Here is a 20728-nt window from a genome sequence, read left to right on the forward strand (position 1 = left end):
ACTTCATTTGCCTTGGATGATTGCAGTATGTCGGAGAAAATGCAGTTTGTTTTGACAGATATTGCCATTTTTTATACATTTTACGCCAATGTGAAAATATCGCATGTCAAATAGCGGTGAGCCGTCATGCAAGAATTACAAATCCCCAATGGTTATTTTCAGCTCTGGAACATGTACCTCATAGAGCAAGGAATCGATTTTCATCAACTCGGTTTTTTAGCGCAATATCGGTATGAACTGGAGCATGTATTACAACTGCCAATCGATACCCAATCGCCATTTTCGTTCTTTCAAACGATTTTACAACTGACGCGAGAGCAGCTGGATTGCCCTCAGTTGATTATGGAGATGGCAAAATTTATTCAACCTAAGCATTTTGGTGTTTTGGGCTATATGGCCACACGTAGTAATAGCGTGGCTGAAGCACTGAGTTATGTGATGCGCTTTAGTCGTTTGGTGATTGATGGGGCAGAAGTTAGTCCCATGCAGATGCAGCAAAGGGGCAATGAGATTTGGCTGACTTGGCCTTTTCTCAATGAGAAATATGCTTCACTGAATGAAATGACCATGGCATCTATTGTGCATTTGGCCAAGAAAATTTTCCCCGATCAATTACAGTTCTTAAAAATCCAAATGGCGCATCCAGCCCAGATGGCACAGTATCATTATCAAAAATTTTATGGCTGTGAAGTGAGCTTTAATCAAGCCTGCTATGCCTATGTGATGAGTGCGGACAGTTTGACTTTAAAATCGGGCTTTGCTGATCCTTCTTTAACGCAGCTTTTACTGAAACAAGCAGAGGTAGCAATTGCCCTCAAGCCTCGTTATGAGAGCGTATTGCAACAGATTCATAGCGCCGTGGCTGATTATCTTAAAGCGCATGCAGAAGCCCCTAAAATTGAACAGATTGCCAATGAATTACACCTGTCAACGCGAACCTTACAACGCCAGTTGCAAGACTGGGATAGTTTATTTAAGCGAGTACTTGAGTCAGAGCGCATGAAGAGATGTGAATATTTATTACAACAAGGTTTGAGTTTGACTGAAATCGCCTTACAACTCGGCTATTCGGGGCAGTCAGCTTTAGCGCGTGCCTATAAACAGCATAGTGGACAGACCTTATTGCAGTTAAAACGACAACTGAAATAACAGCAGGAATAAAAAAAAAGCGCCTTTGGGGAGGCGCTAAAATGTATGAAATGATCAGACTGATTTCAGTCGTGGAAAACGAAATAAAATCGCAAGGATGGCAAAGATTGCCAGTATCCAACAGTAGTAAATGCTGCCGATGAGTTCAACAGGCGAAAGCTTTGCAATTGAGCAGGCCAATAGAAGCTGTGCACCATAGGGAATAAGCCCTTGTACAACACATGAAAAGATGTCGAGCAAAGCGGCTGCACGCTTGGGGTCTACGCCATATTCTTTCGCGACTTCACGCGCCATATCGCCCGATAAAATAATCGCTACAGTGTTGTTGGCCACAAAAATGTTGGAGAAAACCACTAAAAAGCTCAATCCGATTTCACCTGCGCGCTCACGACCAACTTTAAATAAACGGGTTAGGCTGTAAATACGTTGAATAAGCCAGTCGAGACCACCTTCTTTTTGCATAATGGTCGAAAGACCGCCCAAGAACATCGAGAGTAAAGCGACTTCAAACATACCGACAAAACCATCATAGATGGCTGTGTTGAGTTGAATGACCGTAAATTCTGGCTGTGCAATCAGTCCCATCACTCCAGAGAGCACCACGCCGACTGTAAGTACTGCAAGCACGTGTAAACGACTGAAGGCGAGGAAAAACACCACCACATACGGCAACACTAGCCAAGGATTAAAGTCTTTTGACTGAATGGTTTCGGTTTGGTGAATACTAAAGACATAAATTGCGATCGTGACTAAAGCTGCAGGTACTGCAATCCAGACATTGACGCGAAACTTGTCACGAAGCTGAACTTTTTGACTGGTGGTGGCTGCAATGGTGGTATCCGAAATCATCGACAGGTTATCACCAAACATCGCACCGCCTACGACCGCACCTATGGCATAGACCGCAGCAATATCAGTGGCTTGAGAGAAACCAAAGGCAATGGGGGCGCAGGCCGCAATGGTGCCCATCGAGGTGCCCATTGCTGTTGCAATGAACGCTGAAATAATGAATAGCATGGGCAGCACAAAGGCTGGTGGAATCGCAGACAAGCCCATTTGCACTGTGGCATCTACACTACCAATGGCGCTGGTGGCACTGGCAAATGCACCTGCCAGCATGAACACCATGAACATCAAGATGAGGTTCGGGTGACTTGCACCGCGCAGAAAGGTTTCGATGCCTTGATTCAGCTCACCGCGGTAGATCAACACCGCCAAAATAATGGCAGGAATAGCCGCAACAGGCGCTTTCATTTGATAGAACGCAAACTCGGTTCCAATCACAGAATGGTAAATACCACTGCCTAAGAAAATGGCTAAAAAAACAATAAGCGGTAACAGCGCAAGCGCACGTGCTTGCACTAAACCTGAGTTATCGGTGGTCATAGGAGATAGGGAAATGAAAGAATGTGCGTAGTATAATGCAGGTTTTGCTATTTCATAAAACTTTAAATGTAAAAGCTAAGCCGTCTATTTTTATCATTTTTTTGCAAATAAAAATAAGTTTATCTAAAACTTAGACATTTTGGTATTTCCTAAAATTAGGCATCTTTGATCATTGAGAAAAAAACCGAAATATCAGTAAATGGTGCTTTACGGTTGTTCTGAAAATATTTGACGAAAAATGAATTGGAACGCGAACGCGATGTGCTCTATTCAATGAGTAAAAAATAGCGTTACAATGCAGCGTCTTGTATTTTTACAAAGCCAACTCCTCAGTAGTTTTAATTTTAAACAAGTTAAGGAAAGCACAACCCTATGTCACGTTTAGCCACTCGTTTTGGACAGCTTAAATCTCAACAGCGTAAAGCTTTGGTTTCTTATGTTATGGCTGGTGACCCTCATCCACAGGTAACAGTTCCTTTGTTACATCAGATGGTCGAGGCGGGTGTAGATGTGATTGAACTCGGTCTTCCATTTTCAGACCCTATGGCAGATGGTCCTGTGATTGCCCTTGCTGCAGAACGCGCATTGGCAGGTGGCACCAATACCTTAGACGCTTTGAATATGGTCAAAGAGTTCCGTCAAAAGGATCAAGAGACCCCAGTCGTATTGATGGGTTATCTGAATCCAGTTGAAGTCATTGGTTATGAAAAGTTTGTATCGACTGCGCATGCATGTGGTGTCGATGGCATTCTACTGGTGGACTTACCACCAGAAGAAGCAGCAGAGCTTGATGTTGTATTGAAGCTATTTGATATGGATCAAATCTTTTTACTAGCGCCAACGTCAACGGACGAACGCATTAAACATGTGGTGAAACAGGCGAGTGGTTTCATCTATTACGTGTCTTTAAAAGGGGTCACAGGTGCAGCAACTTTAGATGTTGCTGAAGCTGCAAACCGAATTGCGAAAATTAAAGCAGAAACAGATATTCCTGTCGGTGTTGGTTTTGGGATCAGTGATGCGACATCTGCCAAAGCAATGGGCGGAGTGGCTGATGCTGTGATTGTTGGTAGTGCTTTTGTTAAGCAATTTGCAAACTTAGCACCAGAACAAGCCGTGGTTGAAACGGTTAATAAAGTCAAGGAGCTTCGAGCAGCGCTCGATGAGTTAGTATGAGTCAAGATGTTAAATCAGGGAAAATCCTAAGCCCATCGACGCCATGGACTGAACGTGGTGTACCCGGTATTCAAGTACCTGATGAGCAAACCTCACTCAAGGCGACGTTTACAGAACCAACGATTGAATGCCCTGAGTGCCATGCACTTGTTACACGTACTGCAATGTCATTTAACGCGTATGTTTGCCCTCAGTGTGATGAACATTTGCGTATGAAAGCCCGTGATCGTTTGAATTGGTTCTTTGACCAAGTGCAAACAGAATTGGGACAGGAATTTAAAGCCAAAGATCCGTTGAAATTTGTCGACTCAAAGCCATATCCAGCGCGTATGAGTGAAGCGCAGACCAAAACAGGTGAAACTGAAGCCTTGGTGGTGATGCAAGGTTTACTCAAAGGTATTCCTTTGGTTGCCTGTGCCTTTGAATTTGACTTCATGGGTGGTTCAATGGGTACGGTTGTTGGTGACCGTTTTGTGCAAGCGGCTGAAAAAGCCATTGCGGACAAACAACCTTTGATTTGCTTTGCTGCTTCGGGCGGTGCGCGTATGCAAGAAGGCATGTTGTCTTTGATGCAAATGGCGCGTACTTCAGCAGCCATCCAAAAAATGAAAGATGCTGGCTTACCTTATTTGGTGGTGTTGACCCATCCTGTTTATGGTGGTGTAACCGCATCTTTAGCAATGCTCGGTGATGTACATATTGCAGAGCCGAAAGCGATGATTGGTTTTGCAGGTAAACGCGTGATCGAACAAACTGTGCGTGAAAAGCTAGAAGAGCCGTTCCAGCGCGCGGAATACTTGCTTGATCATGGTGTAATCGATCAAATTGTTCACCGTCACGCATTACGTGATACAGTTTATCGTATTGTCGCGAAACTGATGAATTTGTCTTGAACACAGCACCACTTGCAACAGACTCTTTAGAAACATGGCTCGATTATTGGGGCCATGTTCACGTTACGGGGATTGATTTAGGATTGGAACGCGTAATTCCTGTAGCTGAAAAGCTCGGTGTGACACGTCCCGATGCCAAAGTTTTAACTGTAGCGGGAACCAATGGAAAAGGTTCGACCACCACTACATTGGCTGCCATTTTAAATGCGCAAGGCTATAAGGTGGGATTGTATCAGTCACCACATATTTACCGTTTTAATGAACGGGTTAAATTACGTGGTATCGAGGTCGATAACCAAAGCTTGGTCGATGCTTTTGTACAAGTGGATCAAGCGCGCCGTGATTGTGATTTAAGCCTCTCTTTCTTTGAGGCGACCACACTCGCGGCTTTTGTCATTTTTAAAGACCAAGCCTGTGATGTTTGGGTGCTTGAAGTGGGTCTGGGTGGTCGTTTAGATGTGGTCAACGTGATTGAACCCGATGTTGCGGTGATCACCAATATTGGTTTAGACCATACTGACTGGCTGGGCGATACCATTGAAAAGATTGCCTTTGAAAAGGCTGGCATCATCCGTCCCAATATTCCTGTGGTGTTTGGCGGCTTACAACAAATCCCTCAAGCGATTATCGATAAAGCGGATGCTTGTGCTGCAAAACTTTATGCTGTGAATCGTGACTATTTTTATCAATGCAGTGAGCATGGTCAGTCGTGGATGTTTGCATCTAGCGGCACCACTTTAAATTTACCTCTCGGCACATTGGCGGTTGAGAATATTTCAACAGCTGTTGCTGCTGTTTTATTGAGTGGTTTAACTGTCACTCAAGCGGCTATTTCTGAAGGAATTCAAAATGCAAAATTGCAAGGTCGTTTTGAAATTCGCCAAATACAGAACAAAACGGTAATTTTTGATGCAGGGCATAACCCGCATGGTGTTGCTTTTTTATTAAATCAATTGCGAAATTTCCTAAAATACAATAAACAGTACACTGAAGTAGTCAGTGTTTTCTCGATGTTGGCAGATAAAGATGTGAAATCTGTCACAGAGTTATTGAAAGATTCCATACAAATGTGGAAAATTGCGACATTAACTGTCCCGCGTGCAGCTCCAATTGAACAATTGGATCAAGCGCTGCAAGGGCAACATGTGCAGCACTTTGACAGTGTGAAATTGGCTTTTAAATCAGCGCTCGACGAAACAAAGAATAATCAGCTGATTTTGGTATGTGGTTCATTTCATACATTAGAAGCGGTATGGGAGTATTTGGAAGAATGTCAATGAATAGCAAACAACGTTGGATGGGTGGCGTTGTTTTATTAGGTGGTGGTGTCCTTTTGGCGGCATTACTGCTTAAAGGCAAAGAAGAAATACATCAAAATAATATTAAAACACCAGAGCTAGTCACACAAAATGTGCAACGCAATGCCGAAGGTGAGTTGGTTCAACTTCAGCCGTTAACGGTTGATGTTGAAACAGAAAAGCGTTTACTGGAACAACAACGTGTAGCACGTGAAAAATCGGTTGCTGAACAAGAAGCTCGTGCGGCCGAATTTTTAGCAATGCAACAGCAAGCTGAAGCAGATGCTGCACGTAAAGCAGCGGAAGAATATGCCGCGTTAAATGCACACCGTAATGCTGCACAGCAAAGCTCGGATAACATTCCACCAGAATTGGTTGAAGATGAAAAAGCCAAGCAACAGCGAATTGCTGCGGATAAAGCCGCTGAGCTAAAGAAGTTGGAACAGCAAAAGCTGCAAGCACGTACTGAAGCAGAAAAAGCAGCGGCTACAAAAAAACTGGCTGAGCAAAAAGTCTTAGCAGAAAAGCAAGCACTTGAAGATAAAGCTAAGCGAGAAGCAGAGGCTAAACGTAAAGCAGAAGATGAGCGTAAATCTGAAGCGAAAAAAGAAGCCGAACGTAAAGCAGATGCTGAGAAAAAAGCGGAAGACAAACGTAAGGCAGATGAAAAGCGTAAAGCTGATGAAGCCAAGAAAAAGGCGGAAGCTGAGAAAGCGCGTGATTTGCTTGAACATGGTGATAAGCAGTGGATGGTACAGGTGGCATTGGCTGCCAATGAAGCCAATGCGGATGCACTGGCTGCTAAGCTTCGTGCCAAGGGCTATAAGGTCACTAAAAGTCCAACCTCTAAAGGCGTACGGATTATGGTGGGGCCATCTAAAGACCGTGATACTGCCGATGCAGCCCGCAAGAAGATTACTTCAGATGCGAGCCTCGGCATGAAGTCCGCATGGGTGATTGACTGGGTGCCACTCGACAAACGCTAAGATCGGATTCAACCTAATTGCCTTCACTAAGATGGATTCAATAGTTGCTGTTGAATCCATTTTATATTTTCAGGGCTGAATAATGGCTCAATATTTTGCCAAATTGGATGAAAACCATAACCCCCATGTTTCATCTCAGCCAAGGCATCAGTGGTAGACCAGTTTTGAAAAATAATGCGGTACATGGCCACACTGGCGCCTGTACGGTCTGAACCATGGTAGCAATGCAGTAAAACTTTTTGCTGGTTTTGCTCTGCAAGTTGGATTTGCTGCATCACCTTTAACAAGTCTTCTCGGTCAATCGCCCATGTATGAATGGGGATATGTACCAGTTCAAACCCTTGGTTGGATAGTTTTTTCAGGTCTTGATTGCGTGAGCGTAAATTAATAATTACATCAATTTTCTGTGCTTTTAAACTCTGAACTAAATTTTGATCGGGTTGCTCACTACGAAAAATGGTTTTACTGATTTGATAGAAATTATGCTCAGGCTGCATCGACTGTCCCCAGTGTTGTGGACGCTCTGTCTCTGGCAGCCCAGGTGTAGTCATACAGCCAGAAACACTGATACACAGAGAAAGCATAACAAGATATTTGGTCATAGGATCAGGCTCTGATGGTGTGAAAGTTCAACAGGGTCATGTGCGCAAAAGATTTCGATACTTGGTTCAGACTGTGCCAAGTGTTGAATTTTATGCAAGTTACTTAAACGCTGTGCATTATCTTCGGCAAAAAATACTTCCAAGGCATTTAAGCTGCGAAGTCTGTTTTGGGGGGTAAGTTCTAGGTGGGAGTAGTAAGCATCCCCGCAGAAGAGTTTCCAACCTTGTTGGGTTTTAATGGCAATGCCACAGTGGCCTTCAGTATGCCCAAACAGTGGAATCAAAAGAATCTCATTATGAAATAAGTCAAACCCTTGCACTTGAGTCAAATTAAACCATGCGTCACCGTGAATCGGCTCAATAAAGTGCCAATGGCGATGCTGCTGAAATTGTTGTGTTTTATAACGGGCTTTATTTTTAAATGATTTCAGGTTTTGTGCCGCATTATATTCGTTAGACAGGATATGTACTGTTGCATTGGGAAAGTCGGAAATACCCCCCGCATGGTCAAAATCCAGATGTGAAACCAAAATGTGTTTGACATCCTTTGGGCTAAAGCCAAGTTTTTGGATTTGTGCAATAGCGGTTAATTCTAAGTTTTGTTCAATTTTTCCAATTCGAGCCACCAACTGCCCCAAACGCTGCTTGGTGTGTAGATAGTCCTGTATGCCTAAGCCCGTATCAATCAGCACCAGCCCTTGATCTGTTTCAACCAAAAGACAATGGCACACCACCTTAGCTTGAAAACCTTTTTGACCAAAGAGTGGGGCACACACTGGACACATGGTGCCACAATGTAAATGGTGAATGTTATAAATCATAAAGTCTTTTTTATCGTATTGTTTTGACTGTTATAGCGGAAGACTTGAGTTTTAACAGTTTGATTTTGTTAAAGAGTTATGTGTATCTGCTTTAAACGGAAAAAAGCCTGTCGATTGACAGGCTTTCAAAAGTTCAAACCCAGCTCGTCATTGGAATTTGAAACGATCATACAACGGGACTCTGAACGTATTTTTATGGGTTAGGTTCCTCTTTGCATGGCTTGGAGTTGAGTGCTCCATTTTGTTTTCAATGGAGCTGCTCGGTCAAAACTTCGGGCTTCACTTGTCTGCTGCAACAGCAGAATATTTTATCCTTGCTCAGGCTGTGGAGTCAGGCGTAAATACGGGGTGACTGCTTTATAACCTTTCGGAAAGCGCTGTGCGATTTCAGCTTCATCTTTGAGTGATGGCACAATCACTACATCTTCACCTTGTTGCCAGTTCGCAGGAGTTGCAACTTTGTGATGATCGGTCAGCTGCAGTGAGTCAATTACGCGTAAGATTTCATGGAAATTACGACCTGTTGATGCAGGGTAAGTGATAATCAAACGGACTTTTTTGTTTGGGTCGATAATCACTAAAGAGCGGACAGTCAATGTTTCACTGGCATTGGGATGGATAAAACCATATAGTTCAGACACTTTACGGTCTTGGTCGGCAATGATCGGGAAGTTCACCGTGGTATTTTGGGTTTCATTGATGTCTTTGATCCACCCCAGATGTGACTCAACATCATCGACCGAGAGGGCAATGGCTTTTACCCCACGTTTTTCAAATTCATCTTTGAGTTTTGCGGTAAAGCCAAGCTCGGTGGTACATACTGGCGTGTAGTCAGCAGGATGTGAAAATAGTACTCCCCAGCTATCGCCTAAAAATTGATAAAAATCTATTTCGCCTGCACTAGATGCTTGTTGAAAATTGGGTGCGATGTCGCCTAAACGTAAACTCATGTTGAACCTCAAATTATCTTTATGTCTATGTAATGAACATCACTATGGCGCAATTTCTTTTGCATGAAAAATAGTGTTTTATTATTTGTTTATACGAAATATTCATAATTAGCCGGATAGCTGTCATGTATACGGATCAAATTAAACCTGATTTCATCGTTGCTCTAGAGGCCGCTTATTTGTATGTTTACTAATGGTATTTAGACGAGGTTATTTTGGCTTCTGAAGTGTATCGCTCTATAGAATTGATCGTGCATACGATCGGTTTATTATGAGCTATAATTATTTTTATGATTGATTTATATTTGTTTTTTAAAGTAATTCCACAAAGTATAAAAAACTTGAGCATTCGAACAATGAAAAAAATAGGTATCGTCCTGACTTTAGTGTTATGGGGACTGGAAGTAACCTATGCGCAGAATGGTGGGCAATTGAAACAAGCCCAAGTCAGTACTGCTCGTCAAACGCCACAACAAATTACAGATCAATATCTAGCGTCTCAAAAAAGCCTCAAACAGCGTAAAGCCACCCTTTCACAAGCTCTCGAGCGAGAGTTAACTCAAGGTCAGAATACGAATGCGAGTAATGTCTATAATATTACCTGCGTACAGCTTGTTCCGATTCTTACCGCAATGCGAGTCAATGATGAACAACTCTTGGGTTTCTTACAGAGCATGAATCCAAGTCAGTCCAACAACGGGGTGAAAGCCTCGCTGCGGGAAAATCAAGCGCTTGAAAGCAAAACCTTGAATAACTGCAAACAATTAAAGTCGCTACTTTAAAAAAGACTGTTGAATCCTGATGAGTTCGGATGAAATCTCTATGTCGGCTGTTTAAAATTTGTTACATTAGTTTGCCTTAGATTCGACGGGCTAGAAACAATGAATAGATTTTTTAAATGGTTTTGTGTAAAGCCCTTGTACTTCAAATTTCTAGCACCATAATAACGACTAAGAAAACATATTCATTTGACAAGCAAGATTTAGAGAGTCTATTCATGTTGGCAAGTCTGATCGGAGGAATCTTCGGTACCAAAAATGAGCGCGAACTCAAACGCATGCGTAAAATCGTAGACAAGATTAATGCGCTCGAGCCGACGATATCCGCTCTTGGCGATGCAGACTTATCTGCAAAAACTGAAGAATTTAAACAACGTTATAACAAGGGCGAAAGCCTTGATAAATTACTCCCAGAAGCATTTGCCGTCTGCCGTGAAGCAGCTAAGCGTGTAATGGGCATGCGTCATTATGATGTACAGTTGATTGGTGGTATTACCTTACACGAAGGTAAAATTGCAGAGATGCGTACAGGTGAAGGTAAAACCCTGATGGGTACCTTGGCGTGTTATTTAAACGCGATTAGTGCTCAAGGTGTTCATGTCATTACCGTGAATGACTACTTGGCACAGCGTGATGCAGAATTAAACCGTCCGCTCTTTGAATTCTTGGGTTTAAGCATCGGGATTATCTATTCCATGCAAGATCCAACAGAGAAAGCTGAAGCCTATCGTGCCGATATTACCTACGGTACCAACAACGAATTTGGCTTTGACTATCTACGTGACAACATGGTGTTCTCGCTTGCTGAGAAAAAACAACGTGGTTTGATCTATGCCATCATTGATGAAGTCGATTCGATCTTAATTGATGAAGCGCGTACGCCTTTGATTATTTCAGGGCAAAGTGATGATTCTTCACAGTTGTATGCCGCAATCAATAGCATTCCGCCCAAACTGCATGCGCAGAAAGAAGAAAAAGTCGCGGATGGGGGGCATTTCTGGATTGATGAAAAACAACGTTCTGTTGAAATGACAGAAATTGGTTTTGAAACGGTTGAAAATGAACTGATTGAAATGGGCTTGTTGGCTGAAGGTGAAAGCCTGTATTCATCGACCAACCTAAATCTAGTTCATCATGTTACTGCTGCCATTCGTGCGCATTACTTGTATCAACGCAATGTGCATTACATCATCAATGATGGTGAAGTGATTATTGTCGATGAAAACACAGGACGTACCATGCCAGGTCGTCGCTGGTCAGAAGGTCTACACCAAGCAGTTGAAGCAAAAGAAGGCTTAGAAATCCAGCCTGAAAACCAAACGCTTGCAACCACAACCTTCCAGAACTATTTCCGCCTATACAAAAAGCTTTCGGGTATGACCGGTACTGCCGATACTGAAGCTGCGGAAATGAAAGAAATTTATGGTTTAGATGTAGTCATCATTCCGACGCACCGACCAATGGTTCGTCTCGATCAAAACGATTTAATTTATTTAAATCGTAATGGTAAATACAACGCGATTATTCAAGAAATTCAACGCGTGCATGAGTCTGGTGTAGCACCAATTTTGATTGGTACAGCAACCATTGAAGCCTCTGAGATTCTTTCTGATAAATTGCGTGATGCTGGTATTCAGCACGAAGTGTTAAATGCGAAACAACACGAACGTGAAGCAGATATTATTGCGCAAGCGGGTGCACCGCGAGCAGTAACTATTGCAACCAATATGGCAGGTCGTGGTACAGACATTCTGCTTGGTGGTAACTGGAAAGCTTTACTGGCAAAAATTGAAAACCCAACCCCTGAAGATGAAGCGCGCTTAAAAGCCGAATGGGAACAAAGCCATGAAATGGTATTAAGTTCTGGTGGCTTACACATCATTGGTTCTGAGCGTCACGAATCACGTCGTATTGATAACCAGCTCCGTGGTCGTGCAGGTCGTCAAGGTGACCCTGGTGTATCACGTTTCTACTTATCACTTGAAGATGACTTAATGCGTATCTTTGCGGGTGATCGTGTTGTGGGTATGATGCGTGCGATGGGCTTACAAGAAGACGAAGCCATTGAGCATAAAATGGTGTCACGTTCGATTGAAAATGCGCAGCGCAAAGTTGAAGCACGTAACTTCGATATTCGTAAGAACTTATTGAAATACGATGACGTCAACAACGAACAGCGTAAAATTATTTACTCGCAACGTGATGAGGTTTTGGCGGAAAGCACATTGCAAGATTACATCGAAGAGATGCAACGTGATGTGATGAAAGGCGTGATTTCTAACTATATCCCACCTGAGTCAATTCATGATCAATGGGATATTGACGGGCTTGAAAAAGCATTACGTGAAGACCTTGCAATTGATTTGCCAATCAACCAATGGTTGGAAGATGACCGTCGTTTAGATGAAGAGTCTTTAGTTGAGCGTATTACTGATGAAGTGGTACAGCGCTACCGTAGCCGCCGTGAGCAAATGGGTGATGAAACAGCAGTTATGCTGGAGCGTCACTTCATGCTGAACTCGCTGGATCGTCACTGGAAAGATCACTTGGCGGCGATGGATTATTTACGCCAAGGCATTCACTTACGTGGTTATGCACAGAAAAATCCTGAGCAAGAATACAAAAAAGAAGCGTATAACTTATTTGTAAATATGTTGGCGATTATCAAATCGGATGTTGTGACTGACTTATCTCGCGTACATGTACCAACGGCTGAAGAGCTGGCTGAAATGGAAGCTCAAAAGCAAGCTCAAGCTGAAGCGATGCAATTGAACTTGTCGCATGCAGACTTTGATGGTTTGTTGGCCGATGATCAAAGCCAATTCGCAGAAGTAGATGCACAGTACGAGCCTGTAGAAGAGTTTGCGGCACCTGCGAGTCGTAACGCGCCTTGCCCATGTGGTTCAGGCTTAAAATACAAACAGTGTCACGGTAAAATATAAACTGTGAACGAGTGAAAAAGCAGAACTTCGGTTCTGCTTTTTATTGGTATGACTGAAAAATTGACGTTAAGATCAATCCAAATACGATTCTGATTACAGCTAAAGCGTTGCATAATGTGAATAGCATTTGCAGTGTTAGGCATTAAATGCTATTTAGTTGCTCATCATCTAAACCTCTAAAGTGGAAAGACAATGAAAAAAGTATTAAAACCAATCATGATTGTAGCTTTAGCGCTTCCAACTTTTGCATTTGCAGATACCACTACCGCAGCTAAAGTTCAACAAGCGCGCGGTGCAACCACAGCACCTGCGGCACAAGCCAATGGCAATATTACGGTACAAAGCCCGCGTACAGGTATTCGTTATACCTTTGCCAATCCAAATCAACGTCCAGTAGTTCTGCAAACGGCTGCTATTGCTCCTGTAAATGCAGTAACGGTGAACCGTATTGTGGCTTCAAACCCAGCACTTTCTCCTGTAAGCCAAGAAAATGCTAAACAAGCGCTTTTGTCTAACTCAGCACAGCTTGCTTCAAATTAATCAAATGCTGCTGCATAAAACCAATCTTCGGATTGGTTTTTTTATGTCAAAAATGAGTGTGCATTGAAAAGTTAAAGCAAACAAAGTCTTCTGCTCGATTTTTTCTGAAAATTCTAATAAGCTGTGTTTTTTCTAACAAATGAATTGGACGTTTAAAATGCCAGTAGGTGACGTATCAATGCCACAAATGCACGTGGTGAAAGGGGTGAGAATCGGAACGGCTGAAGCTTATGTGCGCTATCAGAACCGACGTGATCTTGTCATTTTCGAATTTGCTGAAGGAACGAATGTTGCGGGTGTTTTCACTCAAAATGCGTTCTGTGCAGCACCTGTGCATGTGTCAAAAGCGCACTTACAAGTGGCGAATCCGCGCTACCTCATTATTAACACTGGCAATGCCAATGCAGGTACAGGCAAGACAGGCATGCTGAATGCTGAACGTACTTGTGCAAAATTGGCTGAGCTTGCCGGTGTGCAAGCAACGGAAGTGTTACCGTTTTCAACAGGGGTGATTGGTGAACAATTGCCGTTGGAGCGTTTGTTAAATGGATTACAGCCTGCATTAAATAGTTTGAGTACTGATGCTTGGGATACAGCTGCTACCGGGATTATGACCACAGACACCACACCAAAAGGTGCATCTGAGCAATTCGAATTGGATGGCGTCACGTATACCATGACGGGTATTTCTAAGGGTGCAGGCATGATTCGTCCCAATATGGCAACGATGTTGGGCTATGTTGCAACTGATGCACCTATCAGCCGCGAGTTGGTTCAGCAACTGTTGAGCGAAACGGTTAATGTTTCGTTCAACCGAATTACCATTGACGGTGATACTTCAACCAATGACTCCTGTATCTTTGCGGCTACGGGTCAAGCGGGTGGTGTTGAAATTAGCTCAACCCAAGATGCACGCTATACCGTAGTGCTAGATGTACTCACGCGTATGATGAAACGTCTTGCACAACTGATTGTGCGTGATGGTGAAGGTGCAACTAAGTTTATTACGGTTGCTGTTGAAGGTGGTCATGACACGCAAGAATGCTGCGATATTGCTTATAGTATTGCGCATTCACCTTTGGTTAAAACTGCGATTTTTGCGTCAGATCCGAACTGGGGACGTATCTTGGCTGCGATTGGTTATGCTGGGGTTAAAAATTTAGATGTTGAAAAAATCCAAGTTTGGTTAGATGATGTGCAAATCTGTAAGGATGGTGGTGCGGCTGCCGATTACACGGAAGCGGAAGGTGCTCGTGTAATGTCACAAGCTGAAATGACCATTCGTGTAGATCTAGGACGCGGGGCAGCGAAAGACACAGTGTATACCTGTGACTTATCTTATGACTATGTAAAGATTAATGCGGATTATCGCTCTTAATCTTAACGAGTTTAAAAAAAGCCTCCTTTGGAGGCTTTTTTACCATAAGAACTTTTGAATGATTGGTCAAAAGCCGAGAAGCCATTTGGCCAATAAATTAAGTGCGGGACTTGCTTGCCGATAAGCATGAAGGGATGAATGAATGATGAACAATGCGACCAATTTAATTGCCAATGACGCAAAATCAATTGTGCAGGCGCATTTGGACCGTTTGGGTGAAACCAAAGACTCAAAGCTCAGTGAAGAACTGAAGCAAGAAAAATTTGCTTTAATCTTGGACGAGTTGAAAAAGCGCGATGCGGTATTGGTGGCGCACTACTATTGCGATCCTGAAGTACAGGAATTGGCCGAGTTAAGTGGTGGATGTGTTTCTGATTCATTGGAAATGGCCCGCTTTGGTCGTGATCATCCAGCATCAACCTTGGTGGTGGCAGGCGTTAAATTTATGGGTGAAACCTCAAAAATTTTATCACCGAATAAAACCATTCTGATGCCAACTTTAGAGGCCACATGTTCTTTAGATTTGGGTTGTCCTGTTGAAGAATTTAGTCAGTTTTGTGATGCCCATCCAGACCATACAGTAGTGGTCTATGCCAACACTTCAGCAGCAGTTAAAGCTCGTGCTGATTGGGTAGTGACCTCAAGCTGTGCGGTCGAAATTATTGAGCATCTAGACAGTTTAGGTGAAAAGATTATTTGGGCGCCTGATCAGCATTTAGGCCGTTATATCCAAAAGAAAACAGGCGCAGACATGTTGCTTTGGGATGGTGCATGTATTGTGCATGAAGAATTTCGTGCACGTGGCATCGCGCAAATGAAGGCGCTTTATCCTGATGCTGCGGTGCTGGTACATCCTGAGTCACCTGAGTCGGTGGTGGATGTTGCTGATGCCGTTGGAAGTACTTCGCAACTAATCAAAGCTGCGCAAACCTTACCCAATGAGCGACTGATTGTGGCAACTGATCGGGGTATTTTCTACAAAATGCAACAAGCAGTGCCCAACAAAATTTTGGTTGAAGCACCAACAGCCGGAGAGGGTGCAACCTGTCGTTCTTGTGCACATTGTCCATGGATGGCAATGAATGAGCTGGATGGTATTTTAGAGGTATTACAGCGTGGCGATCAGGAAATATTCGTAGATCCAGCACTTGCTGAGCGTGCAAAATTACCTTTAGATCGCATGTTAGATTTCAGTACATCGCTAAAACGTTAAAATTTGTATAAAAAATGCCTGAAACGCTTGATTAATATACATTTGACGTGATTTTTTTATTTTTTTTAAATATAGGTGTTGACGTTATCAAGCGTCACGCCTAGAATGCACACCGTACCGAACGAGATGTTCGATACAAAAGCTGAGATGAATCGGAGCATAGCACAGCCTGGTAGTGCACCTGGTTTGGGACCAGGGGGTCGTAGGTTCGAATCCTACTGCTCCGACCAATTCTTCAAGGCAAGGTTATCCATAATACCTCGTATTATTGGTCATGCGCCTGTAGCTCAGTTGGATAGAGCATCCGCCTTCTAAGCGGATGGTCACAGGTTCGAATCCTGTCAGGCGCGCCATTAGGTAGCTTGGTATTAAGAACCGACACGTTATGGTGGATGTAGCTCAGTTGGTAGAGCCCTGGATTGTGATTCCAGTTGTCGCGGGTTCGAATCCCGTCATTCACCCCAACTTTAAAAAGTTGAAATCGGAGCATAGCACAGCCTGGTAGTGCACCTGGTTTGGGACCAGGGGGTCGTAGGTTCGAATCCTACTGCTCCGACCATTTATTGAAATGGTCGAGATAAAGATACCGCGTTAAGCGGTTTTTTTATGGCTGAAATTTAGTAAAGTACATAAAAAAGCCTTCGTGACGAAGGCTAAAGATAAAACATACAGCAGAGATGCTTAAGGAATAATAATAATATTCACGCGACGATTCAGCGCTCGATTCTCTTCACTGCTATTTTCTACCAGAGGTTGTGATGCACCGCGACCCATGCTCTGAATATTTTGAGTTTTAAACCCTGTTTCGATAAAAATCTGGCTAACCGTTGATGCGCGTTTCTCCGAGAGTGTTTGATTGTAGCTTGGGTCACCAATATTATCTGTATGTCCAACCACTTTAATTTTATTTAAATTGTATTGCTGTAGCTGTTTAGAAAGCGCTTCGAGTGCGGGTTTTTGAGCGGCTTGAATATCTGATTGGTCAAAGCCGAACAATAATTTTTCAGGCAGTCTCAGCGTCCAGCCTTCTTCGGTCAAGGTGAAGCCTTGTTTCTTCAGCATGCGTGCTTGTTTATAGTTGAGGTGCCCTAAACTGAGACAGCCAGATAAAGCAGTGATAAGACCTGCGATAAGCATAAATTTACAAAGATGTTTTAACATGAGGATTCCTGATCAGGATTTAGGCAAGGTGTGATGTACCACCCTTGAGCTAAGTTTTTGGCTTTATACATGGCATTGTCTGCTTCAGCAATCAAATCTTCAGGCGTTGTTGCACATTTTGAGAAAGCAACGCCAATACTGAAACTAAAATAAATCTGATGTTGATCAAAAGATAACGGGGCTTTACTGCATTCGATTAAATGCTCGCAAATTAGTTCTAAATGATCATAGTGTTTGATATTGCGGAGCAGAATTGCAAATTCATCACCACCTAAGCGCGCAACCACATCGTGGCTTCTGACATTCTTTTTCAAACGTTGGGCCATTTCTTTGAGGACGGCATCACCTGCTAAGTGCCCATAAACATCATTAATGTTTTTAAAGTTATTGTTGTCAATAAAAAAGAGAGCGGTCTGGTTTTTCTCAGGGTGCTCAAATTGATTAAACAAAATATTGTAAAAATAATGACGATTCGGGAGTTCGGTTAACTGATCATGCAATGCTTGATGTGATAACTGAGAGTTTTCGCTTTGTAGTTTTTCATTGGTGCGCTGCACCTTATCTAATAAATTATTAAATGCACCACTGATGACGCGAAATTCATAAATAGGGGATGATGGAAGACGTGCTTGATATTGAGTATCAAGATTAAGGCTTTCAGCGGTATTGACCATGGGTTGAATTGAGTGCATTAGTTTTTGATAGGTTGAATGTACCAACCACAACATAATCAACAGGATGACAAAAATGCCAGCGGAGAGACAAATCAAGAGCTGAAAGAAAAAGCTCATGAGTTGAGTGGCACTACCGTAAATGATCAATGTCCCGTACTGGTTATTTTGATGTTGGATGGTGCGTGTCATAGGGTGTTTAAAGAAGACCTTATCAAACAGATTTTCCGTCCATGCAAACTCAGGTGTAGGTTTGTATGCTTCGGCCAGTGGTTTCCCTTGTAGGTTGATTACTTGAATAGCGCGAATTGGATATTGCTGAATATGATTGTTCAGCGTTTGCTGTAGCGTAATAGGATCATTGAAAATGACAGCAGGTTGAATTTGCTCACTTAAGGTTGCGCTAAAAATATTGAGGCTTTGCTTGGCATAGGTATTCATGGTGTAGATGGAAATCACCACGAAAATTAAACTACAAATTCCAAGAGTAAGAGCAAAAATCAGCAATTGAGACTGACTAAAAATTTTTTGTAGAGAAGTATTAGAGCTTTTACGAAACATTGACTTAAGGCTCCGTAGATTTTGCTAATAATAAAACACGTGGATCTACACGTGCTTGGGACTGGGACAGGCTGGCCAAGTTTACCTTAAAGGAAGTTCGTGTTTTATTTTGATATAAGCAAAATGCGCTACCTAATTCGCATTCAGTATTGTTAGAGCTGAATGTCAGAGGAGTATCTTTTAGGTTATTTATAATATTTTGTTCTTCACGTGGTGTGTAGGTTGAGAAAAAAACAGCATTGCACATAACCTTATTCAATTCAGACAAACTGACCGCTTGAATTTGATATGCACTCTTGAGTTGCTGATTCACTTGAATGAACTGATTGGATAATTGGCTGTTATTTAAAATACATAAAGAAATAGGATTGGGAGTATTCCAGCGCACATAGCTCAAAATCGTCAATGTGGTTGCGGGGAGATTTAGTTGTGGTTGTGCCTGTACCTGAGAAATCATTAAACAGTACAAGAGGGTTAAATAAATTTTGTATTTAAAAGCTGTCATTATTCATTTTGCTTGGCAGCGAAAGTGAGCTTATTTTAACGAAAAATAAACAGTGATGGTTAAAATTGCTTTAATAATCGACAAAAATCACATTTTTGACCAAAAAATATGCGCTTGAGATAAAATAATAGAAAAAGGTGTTGCAAGGGATTAGAAATACTGTAGAATGCACATCCATCGGCGGTGATGTTGATTAAAACTTGTTGATAAACAAGGATTTAGCCCAAGCGGTAGAATCTGAGAGTCTTGAGTAAGTTTAAAATAATTAACAAAACCAGTTGACTTTCTCTGGAGAGAGAGTAGTATAGCCGACCTAGCTTGCTGATGACGAATCAGCAAGAAGATCATTAAGAGATTATGAAGAACAACTTGTGTGGATTTTTACTGATTGATCGATCGAAAATATTTCATTGATTGATGGTAGAAATTACTCGAAGTTTATTTGAGAAATATTTGTCAGAAAATTGATGAGCCAAGATTTGTAGCCATAAGCTACTAATGATTTTTAACTGAAGAGTTTGATCATGGCTCAGATTGAACGCTGGCGGCAGGCTTAACACATGCAAGTCGAGCGGGGAAAGGTAGCTTGCTACCTAACCTAGCGGCGGACGGGTGAGTAATGCTTAGGAATCTGCCTATTAGTGGGGGACAACATTCCGAAAGGAATGCTAATACCGCATACGCCCTACGGGGGAAAGCAGGGGATCTTCGGACCTTGCGCTAATAGATGAGCCTAAGTCAGATTAGCTAGTTGGTGGGGTAAAGGCCTACCAAGGCGACGATCTGTAGCGGGTCTGAGAGGATGATCCGCCACACTGGGACTGAGACACGGCCCAGACTCCTACGGGAGGCAGCAGTGGGGAATATTGGACAATGGGCGAAAGCCTGATCCAGCCATGCCGCGTGTGTGAAGAAGGCCTTTTGGTTGTAAAGCACTTTAAGCGAGGAGGAGGCTACTTGGATTAATACTCTAGGATAGTGGACGTTACTCGCAGAATAAGCACCGGCTAACTCTGTGCCAGCAGCCGCGGTAATACAGAGGGTGCGAGCGTTAATCGGATTTACTGGGCGTAAAGCGTGCGTAGGCGGCTTTTTAAGTCGGATGTGAAATCCCTGAGCTTAACTTAGGAATTGCATTCGATACTGGGAAGCTAGAGTATGGGAGAGGATGGTAGAATTCCAGGTGTAGCGGTGAAATGCGTAGAGATCTGGAGGAATACCGATGGCGAAGGCAGCCATCTGGCCTAATACTGACGCTGAGGTACGAAAGCATGGGGAGCAAACAGGATTAGATACCCTGGTAGTCCATGCCGTAAACGATGTCTACTAGCCGTTGGGGCCTTTGAGGCTTTAGTGGCGCAGCTAACGCGATAAGTAGACCGCCTGGGGAGTACGGTCGCAAGACTAAAACTCAAATGAATTGACGGGGGCCCGCACAAGCGGTGGAGCATGTGGTTTAATTCGATGCAACGCGAAGAACCTTACCTGGTCTTGACATAGTAAGAACTTTCCAGAGATGGATTGGTGCCTTCGGGAACTTACATACAGGTGCTGCATGGCTGTCGTCAGCTCGTGTCGTGAGATGTTGGGTTAAGTCCCGCAACGAGCGCAACCCTTTTCCTTATTTGCCAGCGGGTTAAGCCGGGAACTTTAAGGATACTGCCAGTGACAAACTGGAGGAAGGCGGGGACGACGTCAAGTCATCATGGCCCTTACG

The 20728-nt window shown here is 43.0% G+C and carries 17 protein-coding genes, 4 tRNA genes and 1 rRNA gene; 15 read left to right on the plus strand and 7 right to left on the minus strand.

Annotated features, from left to right (window positions below):
* The first annotated feature begins 126 nt into the window (after positions 1 to 126).
* Positions 127 to 1149 carry an AraC family transcriptional regulator gene (locus tag F986_RS17490; protein ID WP_004697783.1) on the plus strand — a complete coding sequence of 341 codons (1023 nt, stop codon included), beginning with the start codon at positions 127 to 129 and terminating at the stop codon, positions 1147 to 1149.
* 54 nt (positions 1150 to 1203) lie between these two features.
* Here the strand turns inward: F986_RS17490 and F986_RS17495 are convergent, their stop codons facing one another.
* Positions 1204 to 2535 carry a Na+/H+ antiporter NhaC family protein gene (locus tag F986_RS17495; protein ID WP_004697784.1) on the minus strand — a complete coding sequence of 444 codons (1332 nt, stop codon included), beginning with the start codon at positions 2533 to 2535 and terminating at the stop codon, positions 1204 to 1206.
* A gap of 372 nt (positions 2536 to 2907) precedes the next feature.
* Here F986_RS17495 and trpA point away from each other — a divergent pair, with 372 nt between their 5' ends.
* The 4 genes from trpA to F986_RS17515 are packed head-to-tail and all read left to right on the plus strand — an operon-like array spanning position 2908 to position 6888.
* Positions 2908 to 3711, plus strand: a complete 804-nt coding sequence (gene trpA, locus F986_RS17500) for a tryptophan synthase subunit alpha (RefSeq protein WP_004697786.1) — start codon at positions 2908 to 2910, stop codon at positions 3709 to 3711.
* A complete protein-coding gene (gene accD / locus F986_RS17505; protein ID WP_004697788.1) occupies positions 3708 to 4604 on the plus strand; it encodes an acetyl-CoA carboxylase, carboxyltransferase subunit beta in 897 nt (298 codons plus the stop codon). The genes trpA and accD overlap by 4 nt, the downstream gene beginning before the upstream one ends.
* Positions 4601 to 5884 (plus strand): bifunctional tetrahydrofolate synthase/dihydrofolate synthase, encoded by a 1284-nt coding sequence (folC, locus tag F986_RS17510; protein WP_004697790.1) that lies wholly within the window; start codon positions 4601 to 4603, stop codon positions 5882 to 5884. Before accD ends, folC begins: the two co-directional genes overlap by 4 nt.
* Positions 5875 to 6888: an SPOR domain-containing protein gene (locus F986_RS17515; protein ID WP_406935410.1), complete on the plus strand. Its 1014-nt coding sequence runs from the start codon at positions 5875 to 5877 to the stop codon at positions 6886 to 6888. The genes folC and F986_RS17515 overlap by 10 nt, the downstream gene beginning before the upstream one ends.
* A 26-nt stretch (positions 6889 to 6914) precedes the next feature.
* Here the strand turns inward: F986_RS17515 and F986_RS17520 are convergent, their stop codons facing one another.
* From F986_RS17520 to F986_RS17530, 3 genes are all read right to left on the minus strand, one after another.
* Positions 6915 to 7490, minus strand: coding sequence for a dual specificity protein phosphatase family protein (locus F986_RS17520; RefSeq protein ID WP_004697794.1), 576 nt, complete (start codon positions 7488 to 7490; stop codon positions 6915 to 6917).
* A complete protein-coding gene (locus F986_RS17525; RefSeq protein WP_004697796.1) occupies positions 7487 to 8311 on the minus strand; it encodes an MBL fold metallo-hydrolase in 825 nt (274 codons plus the stop codon). The genes F986_RS17520 and F986_RS17525 overlap by 4 nt, the downstream gene beginning before the upstream one ends.
* Positions 8312 to 8619: 308 nt before the next feature.
* Positions 8620 to 9261, minus strand: coding sequence for a peroxiredoxin (locus tag F986_RS17530; RefSeq protein ID WP_004697798.1), 642 nt, complete (start codon positions 9259 to 9261; stop codon positions 8620 to 8622).
* A 356-nt stretch (positions 9262 to 9617) separates the two neighbouring features.
* Here F986_RS17530 and F986_RS17535 point away from each other — a divergent pair, with 356 nt between their 5' ends.
* The 9 genes from F986_RS17535 to F986_RS17575 all read left to right on the plus strand — a co-directional run bounded on the left by F986_RS17535 (position 9618) and on the right by F986_RS17575 (position 16672).
* Entirely contained in the window at positions 9618 to 10043 is a 426-nt protein-coding gene (locus F986_RS17535) for a hypothetical protein (RefSeq protein WP_004697800.1), read from the plus strand.
* A gap of 215 nt (positions 10044 to 10258) precedes the next feature.
* A complete protein-coding gene (gene secA, locus F986_RS17540) occupies positions 10259 to 12982 on the plus strand; it encodes a preprotein translocase subunit SecA (protein ID WP_004697801.1) in 2724 nt (907 codons plus the stop codon).
* A 192-nt stretch (positions 12983 to 13174) separates the two neighbouring features.
* A complete protein-coding gene (locus F986_RS17545) occupies positions 13175 to 13522 on the plus strand; it encodes a hypothetical protein (protein ID WP_004697804.1) in 348 nt (115 codons plus the stop codon).
* A gap of 157 nt (positions 13523 to 13679) precedes the next feature.
* Entirely contained in the window at positions 13680 to 14900 is a 1221-nt protein-coding gene (argJ, locus tag F986_RS17550; protein ID WP_004697805.1) for a bifunctional glutamate N-acetyltransferase/amino-acid acetyltransferase ArgJ, read from the plus strand.
* A 145-nt stretch (positions 14901 to 15045) separates the two neighbouring features.
* The gene (nadA, locus tag F986_RS17555; RefSeq protein WP_026056439.1) at positions 15046 to 16113 is read left to right on the plus strand and encodes a quinolinate synthase NadA; all 1068 of its coding nucleotides are present in this window, start codon (positions 15046 to 15048) and stop codon (positions 16111 to 16113) included.
* A gap of 153 nt (positions 16114 to 16266) precedes the next feature.
* A tRNA-Pro gene (locus tag F986_RS17560) sits at positions 16267 to 16343 on the plus strand.
* A 46-nt stretch (positions 16344 to 16389) separates the two neighbouring features.
* Positions 16390 to 16466 (plus strand) — tRNA-Arg (locus F986_RS17565).
* A 35-nt stretch (positions 16467 to 16501) separates the two neighbouring features.
* Positions 16502 to 16577, plus strand: a tRNA-His gene (locus tag F986_RS17570).
* Positions 16578 to 16595: 18 nt separating this feature from the next.
* A tRNA-Pro gene (locus F986_RS17575) sits at positions 16596 to 16672 on the plus strand.
* Between the two features lie 122 nt (positions 16673 to 16794).
* On the opposite strand, the gene F986_RS17580 is transcribed toward F986_RS17575, so the two are convergent.
* From F986_RS17580 to F986_RS17590, 3 genes are read right to left on the minus strand one after another with little or no spacing between them, the layout of a single operon-like run.
* The gene (locus F986_RS17580) at positions 16795 to 17274 is read right to left on the minus strand and encodes an outer membrane lipoprotein YfiB (RefSeq protein ID WP_004697809.1); all 480 of its coding nucleotides are present in this window, start codon (positions 17272 to 17274) and stop codon (positions 16795 to 16797) included.
* Entirely contained in the window at positions 17268 to 18506 is a 1239-nt protein-coding gene (locus F986_RS17585; RefSeq protein WP_004697812.1) for a diguanylate cyclase DgcN/YfiN, read from the minus strand. Before F986_RS17585 ends, F986_RS17580 begins: the two co-directional genes overlap by 7 nt.
* A 4-nt stretch (positions 18507 to 18510) precedes the next feature.
* Positions 18511 to 19011: a regulatory sequestration protein YfiR gene (locus F986_RS17590; RefSeq protein ID WP_004697815.1), complete on the minus strand. Its 501-nt coding sequence runs from the start codon at positions 19009 to 19011 to the stop codon at positions 18511 to 18513.
* A 506-nt stretch (positions 19012 to 19517) separates the two neighbouring features.
* Between F986_RS17590 and F986_RS17595 the strand changes: the two genes are divergently transcribed.
* A 16S ribosomal RNA gene (locus F986_RS17595) occupies positions 19518 to 20728 on the plus strand; the annotation flags it as partial.

The sequence above is a fragment of the Acinetobacter johnsonii CIP 64.6 genome, from assembly GCF_000368045.1.
Taxonomy (GTDB): domain Bacteria; phylum Pseudomonadota; class Gammaproteobacteria; order Pseudomonadales; family Moraxellaceae; genus Acinetobacter; species Acinetobacter johnsonii.